The organism is Aeromonas sp. R4-3 (assembly GCF_040908275.1).
GTDB classification, from domain to species: Bacteria; Pseudomonadota; Gammaproteobacteria; order Enterobacterales; family Aeromonadaceae; genus Aeromonas; species Aeromonas rivipollensis.
This window is the reverse complement of sequence record NZ_JBFODK010000058.1, coordinates 14,021-32,270: the sequence shown is the minus strand read 5'-3', so window position 1 is coordinate 32,270 and position 18,250 is coordinate 14,021. Positions and strand designations below refer to the sequence as shown.

The window sequence follows — 18,250 nt, the reverse complement described above, 5'->3', positions numbered from 1 at the left end:
GGTGAGGGTTGGCAGGGCTCATGGGTGACTCCAACGAGGCATCTATTGCCATTCGGGTATGTTAGCGAGGGTGGCGCTGAGGGGAAGGGCAGGGTGATGGATTTTCGGGCGGGATCAAAGAATGAGTCGCTATGGCAAGGGATGTGTCGGCGTAGCGGGTCTGTGAGAGGGGGCTCATTGGGCTCATGGGGCCAGTTTTGCTGGCCTCCTTTAGGCCAGCACCAGGGTTTGGCGGCTGCTATGGCCGCTCGTGAAGGGGAAGGGCTGGTCGCCCTTCCTTATGCCAGTGCCAATGGCTGCCGGTTGCGCCACAGCCGCTCGTGGAAGAAGAAGACCACGGTATTGATAGCGGGTTCTATCAACGCCATGACGCCGCCGGTCAGCAGCTCGCCGCTCAGCAGGTAGGCGACGGCGAAGGCCACCGAGAAGTGCACCAATGCGAAGCTGCTGGTCTTGGCCTGCAGGCTGTGATCGGGTTTGAGCTTGTGCCAGCCGAGGTCGTGGAAGTAGAAGGCGACTGTGTTGACGGCAGGCTCTATCAGGGCGATCAGGCTGGCGGTGAGCAGTTCACCGGTCAGCAGGTAAGCCACTGTGAAGGCGACACTGAAGTGCAGAACGGCAAAGCTGATGGTCTTTTTCATGATGGTGTCTCCTCTGGCGATGAGTGCAGTATCACCCGGAATCACATCAAATGAAAACTATTCTCATCTGTCGGCTGGATAGAAAAAGCCTATCGACCGAGGTCGAGACCACCTGATTGGGGACTTGCCTGGGGCCACGGCGACGATAAAGTGTGCCTTTGCCATGAAAAAGGAGCTTTCATGACCCTCAATGCCAACATTTATGTGCTGTTCATCTTGCTGCTGATGATCGTCGTCGGCGTCGTGGCCTGGCGACTGGCCCGCCGCAAGAGCCGCCACCCCGTGCTTGTCACCGTTCTGTGCGTGCTGCTCTGTCTGTTCCCGCCCTTGCCCCTGCTGGCGCTGCTCATTTTGGCGCTCTGGCGGGATATGCCCGTCCGGGCCTGAGTCGTCATTTCGGCAACGGCAGACAGAGAAAAGCCCCTTTCGGGGCTTTGTCATTTTTGTGAGCGATGAGGGCTCAGTCGGCGGCTTTGTTGAGCCACTCCACCCTGTACTGGGCGCCAGCGCCCTGGGCCAGTTTGGCGCACAAGGGTTTGAGGAAGGCTTCAATCTGCTCGGCCAGCATCCAGGGGGGGCTCACTATCAGCATGCCTGAGCCGTTCATGCCCCAGTCGGCAGTCTGGCCGGCCACTTCCAGCTCGGCCACCAGGACGTTGCCGAAGTTCTCCCGCTTGATCGCCTTGAGCATATCGCGGGACTTGTCCGCCTCCTGCCCGAGGATGGGATACCAGAGCGCATAGATGCCGGTGGCCCAGCGCTTCTGTGCCTTTTTCAGGGTATCGACCACGGCGAAGTAGTCTTCCTTCAGCTCATAGGGCGGGTCGATGAGCACCAGCCCCCGGCGTGGGGTGGGGGGCAGCAGGGCGATCAGTCCCTCGAAGCCGTCACGGTGGTGCACGGCGACGCGGGGGTCATAGCCCATGTTGGCGCGAAGATCCTCCACCTCGTTGTTGTGCAGCTCCATCAGCGCCAGCTTGTCCTGCTCGCGGATGAGGCGGCGCGACAGCTCGGGGGAACCCGGGTAGTAGTGCAGCTGACCATCGCTATTCATCTCGTCGATGACGCCAAGATAGGGGGCCATGGCGGACCACTGGGCGCGCTCGTCCCACAGCCGGCCTATGCCGTCGGCGTACTCCGCCTTCTTCTGGGACCAGACGCCGCGCAGGTCGTAGAGACCGCCGCCGGCATGGGTGTCCAGCACGATGAAGGGTTTCTCCTTCTTCTTGAGGGACTCGATGATCAGGGCCTGAACGGCGTGTTTCAGGACGTCGGCATGGTTGCCGGCGTGAAAGGCGTGGCGGTAGCTCAGCATATTAGGTCTCTGAGGGGGCCCTGCTGGGCACCCAATAACGATAGGTAGTTCAACAAGTTGTGGCTCTTGCCACGAAACAGGGAGAGGCCGCGCAGGGTCTGCAGCAGGACCCCCTGTTGCAACCGCTCCAGCTCCAGCTCGTGGGCCAGCATGGCCTGATACTCTTCCTCGGCCAGCCGCGCCTTGGCCTGCTGGCGCAGGGTGCGCCAGGGGAGCAGCACGGCCTCGGTCTGGACCAGGGCCGGTTGCAGATCGGTGAGATCGACCGGGATGCCGAGCAGATCCAGGTGGTGCAGCAAGAGCGCCAGATTGACGTTGCCCCCCAGCGTCTGCACGTTGAGCCAGTCCTGGCTGCGCTCACCATAGACCTTGCCGCTCCAGTGCCAGAAGCCGAGCGGCGTCGGCAGCTCGTGCACGGCGACCCGCTCGCTTGCCATCAGCTGTTCGTCACGCAAAGAAGGCCTGCTCCATGGTTTCCAGCTCCTCACTGAGGCTCATCCACTCCAGCTCCACCTCTTCCAGCTGCTCCTTGAGGGGGCCCTGGGATTTGAGCAGTTCGGAGAGCCTGGTTTTAGCGCTCTCTTCGTAGATGGCGGGGTCGGCCAGCTGGCTCTCGATATCGCCGAGCTTGCCCTGCAGCTTCTCCATGCTGGCCTCGAGCTTCTCGAGCTTCTGGCGCAGGGGCCGGGTCTGCTGACGGAACTGGGCCTCGAGTCGCTTCTGATCCTTGCGCGCCACCGCCGAGTTGGCGGAGACGGTGCCGTCCGTCGGCTTGGCGTTGGCCTCTTTCTCCTGCTCGCCGAGCCACTTGTGATAATCGTCCAGATCGCCGTCGAACGGCTCGACCCGGCCACCGTGCACCAGATAGAAGTCATCCGTGGTGGTGCGCAGCAGGTGACGGTCGTGCGAGACCACCACCATGGCACCCTCGAAGCCTTGCAGCGCCATGGTCAGGGCGTGGCGCATCTCCAGATCCAGGTGGTTGGTCGGTTCATCCAGCAGCAGCAGGTTCGGCTTTTGCCAGGTGATGAGGGCCAGCACCAGCCGCGCCTTCTCGCCACCGGAGAAGGGGGCCACCTTGTCCAGCGCCTTGTCACCGTGGAAGCCGAAGCTGCCGAGGTAGTTGCGCAGCTCCTGCTCGGACTTGTCCGGGGCGAGGCGAGCCAGGTGATCGAGGGGGGTATCGTCCAGACGCAGGGTTTCGAGCTGATGCTGGGCGAAGTAGCCGATGCTGACCCCGGCGCTCACCTCCAGCTTGCCCGACAGCGGCGCATTGGAGCCCGACAGCATCTTGATGAAGGTGGACTTGCCGGCGCCGTTGCGCCCCAGCAGGCCGATGCGCGAGCCCGGCACCAGGTTCATCTTTATCTTCTCCAGGATCACCTTGTCACCGTAACCGGCGCACAGGTTCTCCATGGCGATGAGGGGGGTCGGCAGGGCCGAGGGCTCGCGAAACTCGAAGCTGAACTCGGAGTCGGCGTGGGCGGGCAGTATCTTCTCCATCCGCTCCATGGCTTTCAGGCGGCTCTGGGCCTGGCGCGCCTTGGACGCCTTGTAGCGGAAGCGGTCCACATAGGCTTGCATGTGGGTCATCTCCCGCTGCTGCTTCTCGTACATGGATTGCTGCTGGGCCAGTTGCTCGGCGCGCTGCAGCTCGAAGTCGGAGTAGCCGCCGGTGTATTCGTTGAGCTTGCCGTTCTCGATGTGGATGATGCGATTGATGACCGAATCGAGGAAGTCGCGGTCGTGAGAGATCAGCACCAGTGTGCCCTGATAGCCCTTGAGCCACTTCTCCAGCCAGATGACGGCGTCGAGATCCAGGTGGTTGGTCGGTTCATCGAGCAGCAGCAGATCGGAGCGGCAGAGCAGGGCCTGGGCCAGGTTCAGGCGCATGCGCCAGCCACCGGAGAAGCTCCTTACCGGCGAGTCGAGCTGATCGCCGCCAAAGCCGAGACCATGCAGCAGCTCGGCGGCGCGGGCGCGGATGCTGTAGGCGCCTATGGTGTCGAGCCTGCCGTGCAGCTCGGCGACCAGGAGGCCATTGTCATCCGCCTCGGCCTGGGCCAGCTGGGCTTCGAGGGCGCGGAACTCCTTGTCGCCATCGACCACGTATTCGAGCGCGGAGCAGTCCAGCGCCGGGGTTTCCTGGGCCACGCCGGCAATCTGCCAGCCGGCGGGCAGGCTGAAGCTGCCGTTGTCGATGGCCAGCTCGCCCCGCACCAGCGCAAAGAAGGTGGACTTGCCACAGCCGTTCTTGCCCACCAGGCCCACCTTGTGGCCGGGGTGTATGGTGGCGGACGCGTTGTCCAGCAGCGTGCGGCCGCCGCGGATCAGTTCGATTTGACTGGCAACTATCATGGATGGATCTGCTTGGCTCAATGAAGGGGAGAAACTGGCGCGGATCTTACGTGAAATGACTCGGATTTGCACTTGAGGCTGGGGGGCATGGCTGGCTGCGGCAAGAAAAACGTGCCATAACAGAGACATCTGTCAGGGGGCAGGAGGCTTCCATGTTGATTAAAGAGATCATGACGACCCGGGTCGCGACCGTTTCCATGGATGACAGGCTGGGTGTCATCAAGGAGATCTTCGAGCAGGCCCACTTTCGCCACCTGCTGGTGCTGGAAGAGGAAGTGCTGGTGGGGGTCATCTCGGACCGGGATCTGCTACGCGCCCTCAGCCCCTATCTCGACACTGATGCCGAGATGAACCGCGACACCGAGACCCTCAACCGGCGGGCCCATCAGATCATGAGTCGCCAGCCCATCACCATCTCTCCCGAATCGTCCTTGCAGGCCGCCAGCGCCATCATGCTGGAGCAACATGTCTCCTGCCTGCCGGTACTGGAAAACGGCGCCCTGGTCGGCATCGTCAGCTGGAAAGACCTGCTGCGCGTCATGCGGGACTGGCAACCTGCCTGAGGCCTCTTTGGGAGCGAGTGGAACCCGCTCCCTCGAGCTTTCATTGACCCCTCCTCGATATAACCCTCTGTCATTTATAGTCATTACCTTCTTGTTGTTCTGAGTTATTCATTTAATTGGCTTAAAATCCCGAATAAATCTTGATTTGCGACATTTGATGTCGCAACAGGCAGGATAAATCGAGTATTTCTAATTAATCGACCCCTTCTTCAGTTCCCATCAAGGTTCGCAGATCTACCCTAGGTCATCGGAAATGAACCCGATTCAAAATGACAACGACCGAGCACAGGTCTGGTTTACACCTCAGAGGAACGAACAATGAAAAAGACAGCATTGACGATGGCCATCTCCAGCCTGCTGCTGGCCGGTGGTGCACAAGCTTCTACCGTTTACAACCAGGATGGTACCAAGCTTGACATCGGTGGCCGTGTTCAAGGCATGTACTACGGTAGCGACAACGACGACGAGAGTGGCGATCAGAGCTACCTGCGTCTGCGCATCGGTGGTGAGACCCGCATCAACGAAGAAACCGTCGCCAACGGCTTCGTCGAGTACAACGTACCGACCAACAGCTCCGACAACGAGCTGCGTTATGCCTACGTTGGCATCAAGAACGATCGTTTCGGCGCCTTCAGCTACGGTCGTCAGGATGGTCTGATTGCCAAGGCCGTTAACGATTACACCGACGTTCTGCCGGAGTGGGGCGGAGATGGCCTGGGCAAGGGTACCGAAGTGTTCGGTACCGGTCGTACCAACGGCCTGGCTCAGTACCTCTACACCTTCGACGGCCTGGTGCTGGGTGCCCAGTTCACCGGCGAGAACGAAGCGCAGAACGAGAGCGCGTCCAGCTGGACCAAGGGCTCCGAAGAGGGCTACGCCCTGTCTGCCAACTACAACTTCGACATGGGCATCAGCCTGGGTCTGGCCTATAACCAGGCTGGCAAGACTGCCGATCAGGCTGCCAACTCCAACTTCGGTGGCAGCGAAGACGCCAAGCTGACCGCAGTCGGTATCAAGTACAACGCCAACAACCTGTACGCTGCCGCGACCTACGCCTACGGCGAAAATCACGTCTATGTGAACCAGGCTGGCAACGACGGTTATGCCTCCGAGAGCAACGGTTACGAAGCCGTGGTTCAGTACACTTGGGGCCAATGGAAGCCGTCCCTGGCGTATAACCGCCTGGACGTGAAAGATTCCGACCAGAACCTGGATGACACTCTGACCGAGTACGTGTCCATCGGTGCCTGGTACAACATCAACGATAACTTCGACGTCTACGTTGATTACAAGGCCAACCTGCTGAACAGCGACGGCACTGACGGGTACAACAAGTTTGGCCAGAACACCGACGACGTCGTTGGCGTGGCCATGCAGTACCACTTCTAAGTCGTTCCCTGACTGCCTACTGTATTTTTTTGACCGGCCGCCTCGCGGCCGGTTTTTTTATGGGCGCAAAACCAGCTGTGCCCTTTGTCGGCCGTCAGGCCAATCCCGGGTTCAGCATTGTCCCCTCCTGGTCGATAACTCTTATTGTCGGGTCGATGGGGATGAGGGGTTGCTGACATGGGGCTATGGGGTGAGGATCACGCCCCGCGGTCAAGATCCTATCTTTTCTCGACCCTTTTCATTATTTCTATAGAGACTTGCGTTGCTCCTGTCGGTGGAATGCGGGTCTGGTTGGCATGCTGGCGCCCCATCGCGGGGCGGCACTCGGGAAACGGACGTAAGGGCTTTATATGGCGAGCATATTGGATTCAGTGGATCAACGTACCCAGCTGGTGGGGGAGAATCGCCTGGAGTTGTTGATGTTCCGGCTGGGTACCCAGCAGCTGTTTGCGATCAACGTCTTCAAGGTGCGGGAGGTGGTGAAGCTTCCCCATCTCAACAAGATGCCGGGCTCCCATCACAACATCAGCGGGGTGGCGAACATCCGCGGCGTCTCCATTCCCGTCATCAACCTGCGCGGCGCCATCGGCATGCGCCCCATGGTGGTCGACAACGAATCCAACCTCATCATCACCGAATACAACCGCACCATTCAGGGGTTCCTGGTGGGGCAGGTGGCCCACATAGTCAACATGACCTGGAAGGACATACTGCCGCCCCCCCGTTCGGCGGGTCGTGCCAACTACCTCACCGCCATCACCCGCATCCCGGAGGGCGGGGTCGACCAGATAGTCGAAATCATCGACGTGGAGAAGGTGCTGGCGGAGATCATCACCTATGACATCCGCATCTCGGCTGAGGTGCTGGACAAGGAGATCCTGCCCCAGATGCAGGGGCGCCGGGTGCTCATCGTCGATGACTCCAGCACGGCACGCAATCAGGTGCGCGAGACCCTAGCCCAGCTCGGCCTCGAGGTGATCGAGTGCCAGGATGGGCTGCAGGCGCTCAAGCTGCTCAAGGGGTGGTGCGATGCGGGCAAGAAGGTGACCGACGAGATCATGCTGATGATCACCGATGCCGAGATGCCGGAGATGGATGGCTACCGCCTGACCCACGAGGTGCGCAGCGATCCGCGCATGGCCGATCTCTTCATCACCCTCAACACCTCCCTGAGCGGCAACTTCAACGAGGCCATGGTCAAGAAGGTGGGGTGTGACCGCTTCATCTCCAAGTTCCAGCCTGATCTGCTGGTCGGGGTCACTCAGGAGCGCATGCGCCAGATACTGGGGGTGTGAACCCGCATAGTCGGCAGCGTCGTGCCTTGCCAACTGACAGTCGAACTGGCCTGCTGGCAGGGGGATTCACGAATGCATGGGTCAGAACCTGAGGCTCTGGATCTGGCAAAGACAGATAGCAACGCACCCGCCTTGGCGGGTGCGTTCGTTTTGGTGGGTTGGAGCCCTCGTTCGCCCCCTGGGGTCACTGGGTCAAGAGGGGCTCGATAAAGCTGGCGACCCGGTCGCGGATCTGGGGCTGCGCCGCCGCCGTGGGGTGGAGCCCATCGTTCATCATGAGTTCAGGGCGCAGCACAATATCATCGATAAAGAAGGGCATCAGCGGCAGGTCATTGGCCTGCGCCAGCTCCGGGAATATCTGCTCGAACTGCTGCAAATAGCGGGCGCCATAGTTACGGGGCAGCTGGATCTGGGTCAGCACCGTCTTCGCCTGGCTGGCCTTGGCCAGCTCCACCATCTTGGTGAGGTTGGCCCGGGTGATGGCGGGGGCAAAGCCGCGCAGGCCATCGTTGGCCCCCAGTTCGATCAGCACCCAGTCAGGCTTGTGCTCCTCGAGCAGGGTGGGCAGGCGGGCCAGCCCACCCTGGGTGGTTTCACCACTGATGCTGGCGTTGATGAGCCTGTGCTCGCCACCCTGCTGCTGCCACTTCTCATTGAGCAGGGCAGGCCAGCTCTGTTCGGCCTGCATCTGGTAGCCGGCACTCAGGCTATCCCCCAGTACCAGCAGGGTTTGCGCCTGGACCGATGAGATCCAGCAACACAGGCAACTCAAGACGAACAAGACACGCGTCATGCATTCAACTCCCACGATCTATTGTCATTACAGGTTAAGGCAAACAGGAAACGCATCATGAGTTCAACGCCCATTATCACCGTCAGGGGGCTCGGCAAAACCGTTCGCCTCGGCCAGGAAAGTCTCACCATCCTTGAAGGGATCGATCTGCAAGTCAATACCGGCGAGACGCTGGCCCTGGTCGGCGCCTCCGGATCCGGCAAGTCCACCCTGCTCGGCCTGTTGGCCGGACTCGACCTGCCGAGCAGCGGCGAGATAGAGATCCTGGGCCAGTCCCTGACCCGGCTGGACGAGGAGGGGAGGGCCAGATTGCGCGCCGAGCAGGTGGGGTTCGTGTTCCAGTCCTTCCTGCTCTTGCCCACCCTGAGCGCCCTGGAGAACGTCATGCTGCCGGCCGAGCTGCGCGGCGAGACCGACTGTGAGCCCAGGGCCCGCGAGCTGCTCACCCAGGTCGGGCTGGCCGAGCGACTGCACCATCTGCCGCCGCGCCTCTCCGGGGGGGAACAGCAGCGGGTCGCCATAGCCCGGGCCTTTATGACCCGCCCCAGCCTGCTGCTGGCAGACGAGCCGACCGGCAACCTCGACAGCAAGACGGGGGAGACGGTGATCGAACTGCTGTTCCGTCTCAACCGTGAGCACAACACCACCCTAGTGGTGGTGACCCACGATCATGAGCTGGCCCAGCGCTGCCAGCGGCAGCTGGTGATGGCGGCAGGACGGCTGGAGGCAGATGTGCCAGCATCCGAAGCCACCTTGGCTCCACGTGTCAGGGAGCTGTCATGAGCCAGTGGAGAAAGAACCGCCCGGGACGGTCAGGGCTTGTGCTGGCGCCGGCGATGGGGAGCAAGTCATGAGTCAATGGAGGAAACGGGAATTCAAGCCGCTTCGCCGGGAAGGGTTCAGCGGTGAGCTGCTGTTCTGGCTTGTGCAGGCGCCGGGCATGGGGAGCAAGTCATGAGTCAATGGAGACTGGGTTTCAAGCTGCTGCGCCGGGAAGGGTTCAGCGGCGAGCTGCGCTGGTTCGTGCTGGCGCTGGCCCTGAGCGTGGCCTGCGTGCTGAGCGTGGCCCTGGTAGCTGACCGGCTGGATGCGGGGCTCAAGGCCTCGGGCCGTGACTTTATCGGGGCGGATCGGGTGTTGCGTTCCGCAACCCCGGCGCCCGAGGCCTGGCTCGCCCAGGCGACGCAGGAGGGGCTCCTCGTCCAGACCACGGTCAGCTTCAACAGCATGCTGTTTCACGGCGACGGCCTGCAACTGGCGTCCATTCGCGCCGTGCCGAGCGATTTCCCCTTCTATGGCAAACTGGAGCTGATGCCCCAGCGCGCCCCTGCGCCTGGCGAGATCTGGCTCTCCGCCCGGGTGATGCAGTTGCTCGGCGCCAAACTCGGGGACGAGCTGGAGGTCGGCAACACCAGATTGAAGGTGGCGGGGGAGCTGGGCCAGGAGCCGGATCAGGGCTTCAGCCCCTTCCAGATGGCGCCAAGGGCGCTGATCCACAGCGCCGATATCGAGGCGACCGGCGCCCTCTTGCCGGGCAGCCGCCAGCAGTGGCGTTATCTCATCAAGGGGCCCCGGGAGGGGATCGCCCGCTATGAGCGCTGGCTGAAGTCCAAGCTGACGGCTGGGCAGAAGCTGATCAAGCCCGACGATCAGGGCTCCCAGGTCGGCAAATCCCTGGCCAATGCCGAGCGCTTCTTCCGCCTGGCGTCGCTGGCAGGCGTGCTGCTGGGGGCCCTGGCCATGGGCATAGCGGTGCGCCACTTTGCCGAGCGCCAGACCAACATGGTGGCGCTGCTCAAGACGCTGGGGGCGTCACGGCGTACCCTCTGGCAACTGATGGGGACCCTCCTCGCCTCCCTGACCCTGATAGGTGCCCTGATCGGCCTGGTGGCGGGGAGTGCCATGCAGTGGCTGACGCTGCAACTGCTGGGGGATCTGCTGCCAGCTGATCTGCCACCGCCCTCCTGGCGTCCCTTTGCCCTGGGTCTGGCGGTCGCCTGCTTCATCACCCTGCTGCTGGCCTTCATCCCCTTCCTGCGCCTGCTCAAGGTGCCGCCGCTGCGGGTGCTGCGCCGGGAGCTGGAGGCGGGCATTCCCCCCTGGCTGACGGTGCCCGTGGGCCTGCTCGGTCTGTTCGCTCTGGTCTGGGGCTTTACCGCCGATGCCAGGCTGGCACTCGGTCTCATCGGGGGCATGGGGTTGCTGATGGTGTTGCTGGCGCTGCTGGCCTCCGGGCTGCTGCGACTCGGTGGTCGGCTCAAGGGGCCCCACGCCCTGCGCCTCGCCATCAGCCACCTCTCCCGCGAGCGCGGCAGCGGTCTGTTCCAGCTGGCGGGTTTTGCCCTGGCGCTCATGCTGTGCGGGCTGCTGTGGGCGGCGCGGGTCGATCTGCTGGATGATTTTTCCGCCCGTCTGCCCGCGGATGCCCCCAACCGCTTCCTGGTCAATGTGGCCGACGGGGAGCGCGACGGCATACTGGCGGACCTGCACAAGGCCGGTGCCACCACCTCGGACTTCTACCCCATGGTGCGCGGGCGCCTGACCCGGATCGCCGGTCAGGCGGTGGGTGAGGATGCGGCCCGGGAGGGGGTGAACCGCGAGCTCAACTTCACCACCACGGCGACCCTGCCCCCCGACAACCAGGTCACCTCGGGGCAGTGGCTCGGCGGCAAGGGGGAGGTCTCCGTCGACGAGGTGCTGGCGGGCCAGCTCGGCATCGCCCTGGGGGATGCCCTCAGCTTCACCATAGAGGGGCGCAGCTTCGAGGCCAGGGTGACCAGCCTGAGGTCCATCAAGTGGGATAACATGAGACCTAACTTCTACATGATCTTCTCGCCGGACGTGCTGGCCCCCTTCTCCCAGACCTGGCTTGGCAGCTATCGCCTGCCGCCTGAGGGACGCAGTGCCGAGGTGGAGCTTATCCGTCGTCACCCCACGGTGAGTCTCATCGATGTGGAGGATCTGATTGGGCGGCTGACTGTGGTTTCGGATCAGGTGAGCCGGGCACTGGGGCTGATGCTGGGGCTGGTGACTGTGGCCGCCCTGCTGGTGCTGCTGACCCAGACCCAGGCCAGCATGGCCGCCCGGCGTCGGGAGCTGCTCTTGATGCGCACCCTGGGGGCGGGCAGCAAACTGCTGGAGAAGATGCTGCGCTGGGAGCTGGTGGCCAGTGGCGCCCTGGCGGGGCTGTGCGCCGCCATGGTGGTGGAGCTCTGCTCCTTTGGCCTGCAGTGGTGGTGGTTCGATGGCCAGTGGCAGTTCCACTGGGCCATCTGGGCCGGCTTGCCCTTGCTGGGGGCCCTGCTGGTGACCCTGGCCGGTCAGGGCATGCGCCGCCAGCTGCTGGCGGGCACCCTGAGCGACCGGCTAAGAGGCCTGGGGCAGGGGCTGCTGTAGGTTCGATTAGCCACGAAGTGGCGTAATCGGACTAACGGGGATGCTGATGCTTGGTTGCCAGCTACGCGAGCGTTCGATGACTAATCGACCCAGCACCCTTCTCTCAAAAAGCGCCCGGCCTTGGCCGGGCGCTTTTTTATGGATCTCAGCGCGGGGGCTGCAGCAGGTTGCCGAGGGCCTCGGGGAGCGCCGGATAGGTGAAGTGGAACCCCGCCTCCTGCAAGCGTGCGGGAAGGATGTGCTGGCCGGTGAGCAGCAGATCGGCCGCCTCCCCCATCAGCAGTCGAAGCAGCTGGGCCGGCACCATGCAGAAATGGGGGCGATGCAGTGTCCTGGCCAGGGTCTGGCTGAACAGACGATTGCTGACCGGCTGCGGGGCCGTGCCATTGAAGATCCCCTCGCACTCGTCGTGCTCGAGGAGAAACAGCATGGCCCGCACCAGATCCTGCACGTGGATCCAGCTCATCATCTGGGTGCCCGGGCCCATGGGGCCGCCGAGCCCCAGCCGATAGGGGGGCAGCATCCTGGGCAGAGCGCCCCCATCGGCGCCGAGCACCAGGCCGATGCGCACCACGCAGACCCGGGTCTGGGGGCTGCGGGCCTGCAGGGCCAGCTGCTCCCACCGCTGGCAGAGGCGGTGAGTGAACTCGTCGTGGGGATGGTGGCAGCGCTCGTCCAGTGGCTCATCCCCCTGGCGGCCATACCAGCCGATGGCGGAGGCGTTCAGCAGCAATCTGGGGGGCGTGCTGGAGAGCTTGACCAGATCCACCAATTGTTCGGTCAGCAGCCAGCGGCTGTTGCACAGCAACTGCTTGCGGGATTCGCTCCAGCGGCCATTGGCGATGGGCTCCCCGGCCAGGTTGATGACGATGTCCACATCGTTGAGGTGGTCCAGCCGGTCCAGGTTGTCCAGCAGAGTGACGTCATGGCCAAGCAGCTCATAGGCCCGGCTGCCCTGGCGGGTCAGCACCACCACCTCGTGTTGCACCTTGAGGTGTGCCACCAGGCGGCGGCCGATAAAGCCCGTTCCCCCCGTGATCAGTATCTTCATGTCCTGCCTCCCAGATGGCTGTTGGCTCTACTCTAGAGGCTGGGCACTGGATGGACAAGCTCCTGTTTTTATGAGCATTATAAATTCATGATGGCGCCGCCTCGCACGCCTTGCGCCAGGGGGCTGGCGCTGGCGCAAGGCATGGGATCTGGATGGGGAGTGGGGCTTGCCTCCCAGAGTGGGCGCCATTCGGGTTTTGCCCGAGCGCATTATCATTGCTTGCCAAGCGGGCTGTGGCGGGTAAACTTGTCCGCTTTTTCGCCGTTACCATGAGGACGGTTATGCCATTTCGTCGTTTAAAGGTGCGTCAATTCTATGTCCGGCTGGTCTGTGCCCTGCTGGCGGGTCTGCTGCCCATGGTGCTGGGGCTCGCCGTCATCACCTGGCAGACCGCCACCGGGGTGCGGCAGGATGCGGTGGAGCGGCTGCAACACGCCAGGCTGATGTTTGACCGCACCCTGGACAACGCCCAGCAGGCGGCATCGGCCCTTGCCGGCAGTTTGAACAAGCCCTGCCTCGAGGTGGTTCAGGGGCTGCGGGATCAGGTGGCGACAGTGCCGGATGTGCGCAGCGTCAACCTGGCCGAGGGCACGACCATCTACTGCACCTCCCTCTATGGCCCGGTCAGCGGGGAGATCCAGCTGAACGACTACGTGGGTGGCAAGCTGGATCTGATGAAGGGCAACCCCGTCACCCCGAATCGCCCCCTCATCGTCTACCGGGAGGAGATCGGCGCCTTCAGCGTGCTGGTGGGGGTCGATGGTTACTACCTGCTCAACATCCTGGACATGCTGAGCCGCAACTCCCCCCTCGGGCTGGTGGTGGGTCAGAAGATGCTGCAGCGGGACAGCCAGCTCACCGATCGCCTCATCCCGCCGGACAGCCAGGGCTATCTGGAGGAGGCTTCCGGCAAGTATCCGTTCAAGGTGGTGACCCGAGTATCGGTCGATGAATACAGGGCCCACATCTGGGACTACTCCAAGGTCGGCATCATCGTCTATCCCCTGCTGAGCGTGCTGTTCGGGGTGGGGATCTTCTGGCTGACGGGGCGCTCGACCTCCCCGACCCAGGAGCTGAAGCGGGCGCTGGATCAGCAGGAGTTCATCCCCTATCTGCAACCCGTGGTGACGGGGGAGGATGCACACTGGAGCGGCTGCGAGGTGCTGATGCGCTGGCAGCATCCCCGGCAGGGCATGATCTCGCCGGATCGCTTCATTCCGCTGGCGGAAGACAGCGGCCTCATAGTCCCCATGACCCGGCTGCTGATGGCCCAGGTGCGGGAGGCCTTTGCCCCCCTGGCGGACCAGCTGCCGAAGGGGTTCCACTTCGGTTTCAACATCAGCGCCAGCCACTGCAAGGATCTGAGCCTGGTGGACGATTGTCGGGACTTTATCGGCGCCTTCCGGGGGAACCCCATCAAGCTGGTGCTGGAGTTGACCGAACGGGAGCTGATAGTGGCGGACGAGACGACGGATCGGCTGTTTGCCGAGCTGCATCAGCTCGGGGTCTTCATCGCCATCGACGACTTCGGCACAGGCCACTCCAGCCTGACCTATCTGCAGGCCTTCCAGGTGGACTTCCTCAAGATCGACAAGAGCTTCGTTGGCATGATTGGCTCGGATGCGCTCTCCAGCCACATAGTCGAGAACGTCATCGATCTGGCGACCCGGCTCGGTCTGCTGCTGGTGGCGGAAGGGGTGGAGAACCAGGTGCAGGCCGATTATCTGAAGGAGCGCCAGGTGAGCTTCCTGCAGGGCTACTTCTATGGCAGGCCCATGCCGATGACGGCCTTTGCCAGCCTGCTGCCCACCCAGACGTCGCCATCAGCCTGAGGGCGCCGCGCCAAGGCGCTCGGCTCCAATGGCTTGCCGCCCGCTCACAGGGGCTGACGGCGAGGCATAAAAAAACCAGCGACCTGGGTCGCTGGTTTTTTTTCATCCCCGGAGGGCTCAGAGCATGCGGGACAGGGCGCGGCAGAGGCGCTTGATGCCCTCTTCCGTGGTGGCCTCATCCACACAGGAGAAGCTCAGGCGCAGGGTGTTCTGGATCTCGGGGCGCACATAGAAGGGGGCGCCGGGCACGAAGGCGACCTTCTCCTTTATCGCCTCGTCGAACAGGGCCATGGCACTGATGCTGGGCGGCAGAGTCAGCCAGAGGAACATGCCCCCCTCGGGGCGGGTGTAGCTGACGCCGGGCGGGCAGTGACGGCTCAGGGCGGCCTCCATGGCGGCCCGCTGGCGGCCATAGACCTCCTTGATCTTCTCCAGATGAGCGTCGAGCGAGTGATCGGTCAGGAAGCGGTGCAGCACCTGCTGGCTGAAGGCGTTGCTGTGCAGATCCGTGGCCTGCTTGGCGATGGTGACCTTCTTGCGCAGCCAGTCCGGCACCAGCATCCAGCCCAGACGGAAGGCGGGCACCACAGTCTTGGAGAAGGAGCCGAGCAGCACTGTATTGTTCGGCGCCAGCTTGGCGATGGGGGGCAGGTGTTCACCCTCGAAGCGCAGCTCGCCATAGGGGTCGTCTTCCACCATCAGCAGATCGTGGCGCACCAGCCGCTCGGCCAGCGCTTCGCGATTGGCACGGCTATAGGAGACCCCGCTCGGGTTCTGGAAATTCGGCACGCCGTACAGCAGCCTGGCGCTGGAGCCCTGCTCCAGCAGCGCATCCAGCGCGGCCAGATCCAGTCCCTCTTCCCCCAGGGTGATGGGCTTGAAATTCGGTTGATAGACGGAGAACGCCTGGATAGCACCCAGGTAGCCCGGCTCTTCGATGATGAGATCCTGCCCTTCGTTCACCAGCACCTTGCCCAGCAGATCCAGCGCCTGCTGGGAGCCGCTGGTGATGAGGATGTTGTCCGGGTTGACCTCCATGCCGTGGCGGCTCTGGTAGCGATCGGCGATGTACTGGCGCAGCGGGGCGAACCCTTCGGTGGTGGCATATTGCAGCGCCGCGGCGCCCTGCTCGCGCAGCACATCCTGGCAGGCTTGCTCTATGGCCTTGACCGGGAACAGGTGGGGATTGGGCAGGCCACCGGCGAAGGAGATGATCTCCGGATTGGCGGCGACTTTCAGGATTTCACGGATAAAGGAAGGCTCGACCTTCTCGAAGCGCTGGGCAAAAAACGGCTGCATAGGGTTCTCTCTGACTAGGTGGCGGTCGCTCCATTCAACCGCCAGGTTATCCGTTTGTATCAGATTTCAGAAATGAGGCAATGGCTGTCACAAAAATCCATAAAAAAGGGCAGGTTTGGCACCTGCCCGAATTTTATCGTCTCTACCCTGGCCGGGGGCGCAAAAACCCCTGTCAGACGTTCATCTGCCCTGAGCCTGGAGCCCGGGTTCTGTCAGCCTGAAGACGCAGATCATCGGCTTGGTGCTCAGAGCCCGGGTTCTTTCAGGAAACTGATCATCAGATCCGTGTTGGCACCGAGTTGCTGCTGGACCCGGCCCGGGAACAGTTCGGCCATCTTGTCGAGGCGGTCGTGCTCTGTGTGCCAGATCTTGCCCCACTGGGTCTCGCTGTCCCGATCGCAGGCGCTCTTGCTGGCATCGTCGTAGCAGTCCCACAGCGCCGGGTTGGTGCTCTGGGAGTAGCCGTCATAGCCATCTTCCCCGTTGATGGTGAAGTTGGTGGCTTCCACGTAGGCGATGGGCACCCCCAGGCAGGCAAAAGGCGCATGATCCGACCAACTGCCGGTCTCCCCTTCCGGGTAGCCGCCGTAGCTGGGGTGAATGGCGAACGGGGTGGCGCTCTGCTTGGAGATGGCCAGCAGGCGGTCGCGCACCTTGGGATCGAAGCTGTAGCGGCTCGGCTCGGCGCAGTTGTACTCGGCCACGTCCGAATGGGCGGAGTGGACATAGACGATGTCGCCCCCGGCTATGGTGTCGTAGTTCACCATGGCCAGCAGCTTGGCGACGGCGTCGGCATCCAGGCTGGCGGCATAGGCCTTGGAGCCGTTGAGGCCGTTCTCCTCAGCCCCGAAGAAGGCGAAGCGCACCGTGTAGGGCAGGGTTTGATCCTTGAGCGCCTCGGCGACCGCCAGCAGGGCCGCGACACCGGCGCCGTTGTCGGTGGCACCTTCGGAGCCCTTCTTCTCGCCTGTGCTGTCGTAGTGGGCGCCGATGAGGATCACCTTGTCACTCTGGCCCTTGAGCTCGGCGACCAGGTTCTGGGAGTGCTTCTCGGTGCCGCTTCGGGTGTAGGTGAAGGGCTGGTTCTGCACCTCGTAGCCCCAGCCGGTCAGATGGTCCTGGATCCAGGCGGCGGCGCGGGTCTCGGCCTCGGTGCCCGTGGGTCTGGCACCTATTCCCTCGGCACTGGAGCTCAACTGCACCAGGTATTCATAGGCCTGGGTGGCAGGGGCGGGGGGCTGGGAGTCATTGTCCGAGGGGTTGCACCCGGCCAGCAGGGCCGAGATGGCGAGGGTCAAAAGGGCTTTTTTCATACTGCAATCCTTTGTTGTGTATGGTTTTATTTTTCCGCGTCAGGATGCACCTGACGCCTCGCAGATTCTGTGAAGGGGGTGGCATTTGTCAACCGCAGTGGCGGAATTGGTCAGTCAGGGGGGATTTGTTTTGCGAAACACTTGCGCCTTGGGCCTATCTTGGGATAATTCGCTCCCCTGTTTTTGCCGATTGATGAAATAACGAACCACCCAGGTCGGCCTAAACCCGGATTGACCCCGGTTCTGTTACCCGGATTGATGAAATAACGAGACAATTATGCCTGTGACCCAAGATGTATTTAACGAAGACGGCAAGTTCATGCGCAAGATCCGCAGCTTCGTCCGTCGCGAAGGCCGCCTGACCAAAGGGCAGGAGAAGGCCCTGGAAGAGCTCTGGCCGGTCATGGGCATAGATTTCGCACCACAGCCCCTCGACATGGTGGCGCTGTTTGGCCGCGAAGCCCCGGTGGTGCTGGAGATCGGCTTCGGCATGGGCGCCTCCCTGGTGGAGATGGCCAGGAATGCCCCCGAGAAGAACTTCATCGGCATAGAGGTGCACTCCCCTGGCGTGGGTGCCTGCCTCGGCACCGCCCAGGAGGCGGGCGTCACCAACCTGCGCGTCATCTGCCACGATGCGGTGGAAGTGCTGGAGCACATGATCCCGAACGGCTCGCTCTCCTGCCTGCAGCTCTTCTTCCCGGATCCCTGGCACAAGAGCCGTCACCACAAGCGCCGCATAGTGCAGCCGGCCTTCGCCCAGGACATCCGCCAGAAGCTCGCCATAGGTGGCGTCTTCCACATGGCTACCGACTGGGAAAACTATGCCGAGCACATGCTGGAAGTGATGAGCGCCGCCGAGGGGTACGAGAACACCTCCGCCACCGGCAACTGGGTGCCCCGTCCCGACTGGCGTCCGCTGACCAAATTCGAACAACGTGGCCATCGTCTGGGCCACGGTGTCTGGGATCTGATTTTCAAGCGTGTCAGCTGAGCTGGCACGTCAAC

General features: G+C 62.7%; 16 protein-coding genes. 8 read left to right on the top strand and 8 right to left on the bottom strand.

Going from position 1 to position 18,250, the window contains the following annotated elements; all coding sequences use genetic code 11:
• Window positions 1-278: 278 nt before the first annotated feature.
• The gene (locus AB5Y91_RS18595) at window positions 279-641 is read right to left on the bottom strand and encodes a DUF2061 domain-containing protein (RefSeq protein WP_368170497.1); all 363 of its coding nucleotides are present in this window, start codon (window positions 639-641) and stop codon (window positions 279-281) included.
• A gap of 180 nt (window positions 642-821) precedes the next feature.
• Between AB5Y91_RS18595 and AB5Y91_RS18590 the strand changes: the two genes are divergently transcribed.
• Complete coding sequence (locus AB5Y91_RS18590) at window positions 822-1,028, top strand: hypothetical protein (protein ID WP_368170496.1); 207 nt, start codon at window positions 822-824, stop codon at window positions 1,026-1,028.
• A gap of 73 nt (window positions 1,029-1,101) precedes the next feature.
• Here the strand turns inward: AB5Y91_RS18590 and AB5Y91_RS18585 are convergent, their stop codons facing one another.
• From AB5Y91_RS18585 to AB5Y91_RS18575, 3 genes are read right to left on the bottom strand one after another with little or no spacing between them, the layout of a single operon-like run.
• On the bottom strand, window positions 1,102-1,956 hold the full coding sequence (locus tag AB5Y91_RS18585; RefSeq protein WP_368170495.1) for a 23S rRNA (adenine(2030)-N(6))-methyltransferase RlmJ: 855 nt from the start codon (window positions 1,954-1,956) through the stop codon (window positions 1,102-1,104).
• Window positions 1,950-2,411 carry a DUF2390 domain-containing protein gene (locus tag AB5Y91_RS18580; RefSeq protein WP_162627311.1) on the bottom strand — a complete coding sequence of 154 codons (462 nt, stop codon included), beginning with the start codon at window positions 2,409-2,411 and terminating at the stop codon, window positions 1,950-1,952. Before AB5Y91_RS18580 ends, AB5Y91_RS18585 begins: the two co-directional genes overlap by 7 nt.
• Window positions 2,404-4,314, bottom strand: coding sequence for an ABC transporter ATP-binding protein (locus tag AB5Y91_RS18575; protein ID WP_368170494.1), 1,911 nt, complete (start codon window positions 4,312-4,314; stop codon window positions 2,404-2,406). The genes AB5Y91_RS18580 and AB5Y91_RS18575 overlap by 8 nt, the downstream gene beginning before the upstream one ends.
• Before the next feature lie 152 nt (window positions 4,315-4,466).
• Here AB5Y91_RS18575 and AB5Y91_RS18570 point away from each other — a divergent pair, with 152 nt between their 5' ends.
• From AB5Y91_RS18570 to AB5Y91_RS18560, 3 genes are all read left to right on the top strand, one after another.
• Window positions 4,467-4,877, top strand: coding sequence for a CBS domain-containing protein (locus AB5Y91_RS18570; protein WP_163147093.1), 411 nt, complete (start codon window positions 4,467-4,469; stop codon window positions 4,875-4,877).
• Between the two features lie 318 nt (window positions 4,878-5,195).
• On the top strand, window positions 5,196-6,266 hold the full coding sequence (locus AB5Y91_RS18565) for a porin (RefSeq protein WP_139745456.1): 1,071 nt from the start codon (window positions 5,196-5,198) through the stop codon (window positions 6,264-6,266).
• A gap of 350 nt (window positions 6,267-6,616) precedes the next feature.
• Window positions 6,617-7,561, top strand: a complete 945-nt coding sequence (locus AB5Y91_RS18560) for a chemotaxis protein CheV (protein WP_368170493.1) — start codon at window positions 6,617-6,619, stop codon at window positions 7,559-7,561.
• 184 nt (window positions 7,562-7,745) lie between these two features.
• Here AB5Y91_RS18560 and AB5Y91_RS18555 read toward each other — a convergent pair whose 3' ends face one another.
• Entirely contained in the window at window positions 7,746-8,354 is a 609-nt protein-coding gene (locus AB5Y91_RS18555) for an arylesterase (protein WP_106887731.1), read from the bottom strand.
• 57 nt (window positions 8,355-8,411) lie between these two features.
• Between AB5Y91_RS18555 and AB5Y91_RS18550 the strand changes: the two genes are divergently transcribed.
• On the top strand, window positions 8,412-9,137 hold the full coding sequence (locus AB5Y91_RS18550) for an ABC transporter ATP-binding protein (protein ID WP_368170492.1): 726 nt from the start codon (window positions 8,412-8,414) through the stop codon (window positions 9,135-9,137).
• 171 nt (window positions 9,138-9,308) lie between these two features.
• Entirely contained in the window at window positions 9,309-11,750 is a 2,442-nt protein-coding gene (locus AB5Y91_RS18545) for an ABC transporter permease (RefSeq protein WP_368170491.1), read from the top strand.
• Window positions 11,751-11,895: 145 nt separating this feature from the next.
• Here the strand turns inward: AB5Y91_RS18545 and AB5Y91_RS18540 are convergent, their stop codons facing one another.
• A complete protein-coding gene (locus AB5Y91_RS18540; RefSeq protein WP_368170490.1) occupies window positions 11,896-12,801 on the bottom strand; it encodes a TIGR01777 family oxidoreductase in 906 nt (301 codons plus the stop codon).
• A gap of 281 nt (window positions 12,802-13,082) precedes the next feature.
• On the opposite strand from AB5Y91_RS18540, the gene AB5Y91_RS18535 reads away from it, so the two are divergent.
• Window positions 13,083-14,633, top strand: coding sequence for an EAL domain-containing protein (locus AB5Y91_RS18535; protein ID WP_368170489.1), 1,551 nt, complete (start codon window positions 13,083-13,085; stop codon window positions 14,631-14,633).
• Window positions 14,634-14,750: 117 nt separating this feature from the next.
• On the opposite strand, the gene AB5Y91_RS18530 is transcribed toward AB5Y91_RS18535, so the two are convergent.
• Complete coding sequence (locus AB5Y91_RS18530) at window positions 14,751-15,932, bottom strand: PLP-dependent aminotransferase family protein (protein ID WP_290030738.1); 1,182 nt, start codon at window positions 15,930-15,932, stop codon at window positions 14,751-14,753.
• Window positions 15,933-16,177: 245 nt separating this feature from the next.
• Window positions 16,178-17,245, bottom strand: coding sequence for a M28 family metallopeptidase (locus AB5Y91_RS18525; protein WP_368170488.1), 1,068 nt, complete (start codon window positions 17,243-17,245; stop codon window positions 16,178-16,180).
• A 277-nt stretch (window positions 17,246-17,522) separates the two neighbouring features.
• On the opposite strand from AB5Y91_RS18525, the gene trmB reads away from it, so the two are divergent.
• A complete protein-coding gene (gene trmB, locus AB5Y91_RS18520; protein WP_139436010.1) occupies window positions 17,523-18,236 on the top strand; it encodes a tRNA (guanosine(46)-N7)-methyltransferase TrmB in 714 nt (237 codons plus the stop codon).
• Window positions 18,237-18,250 lie beyond the last annotated feature (14 nt).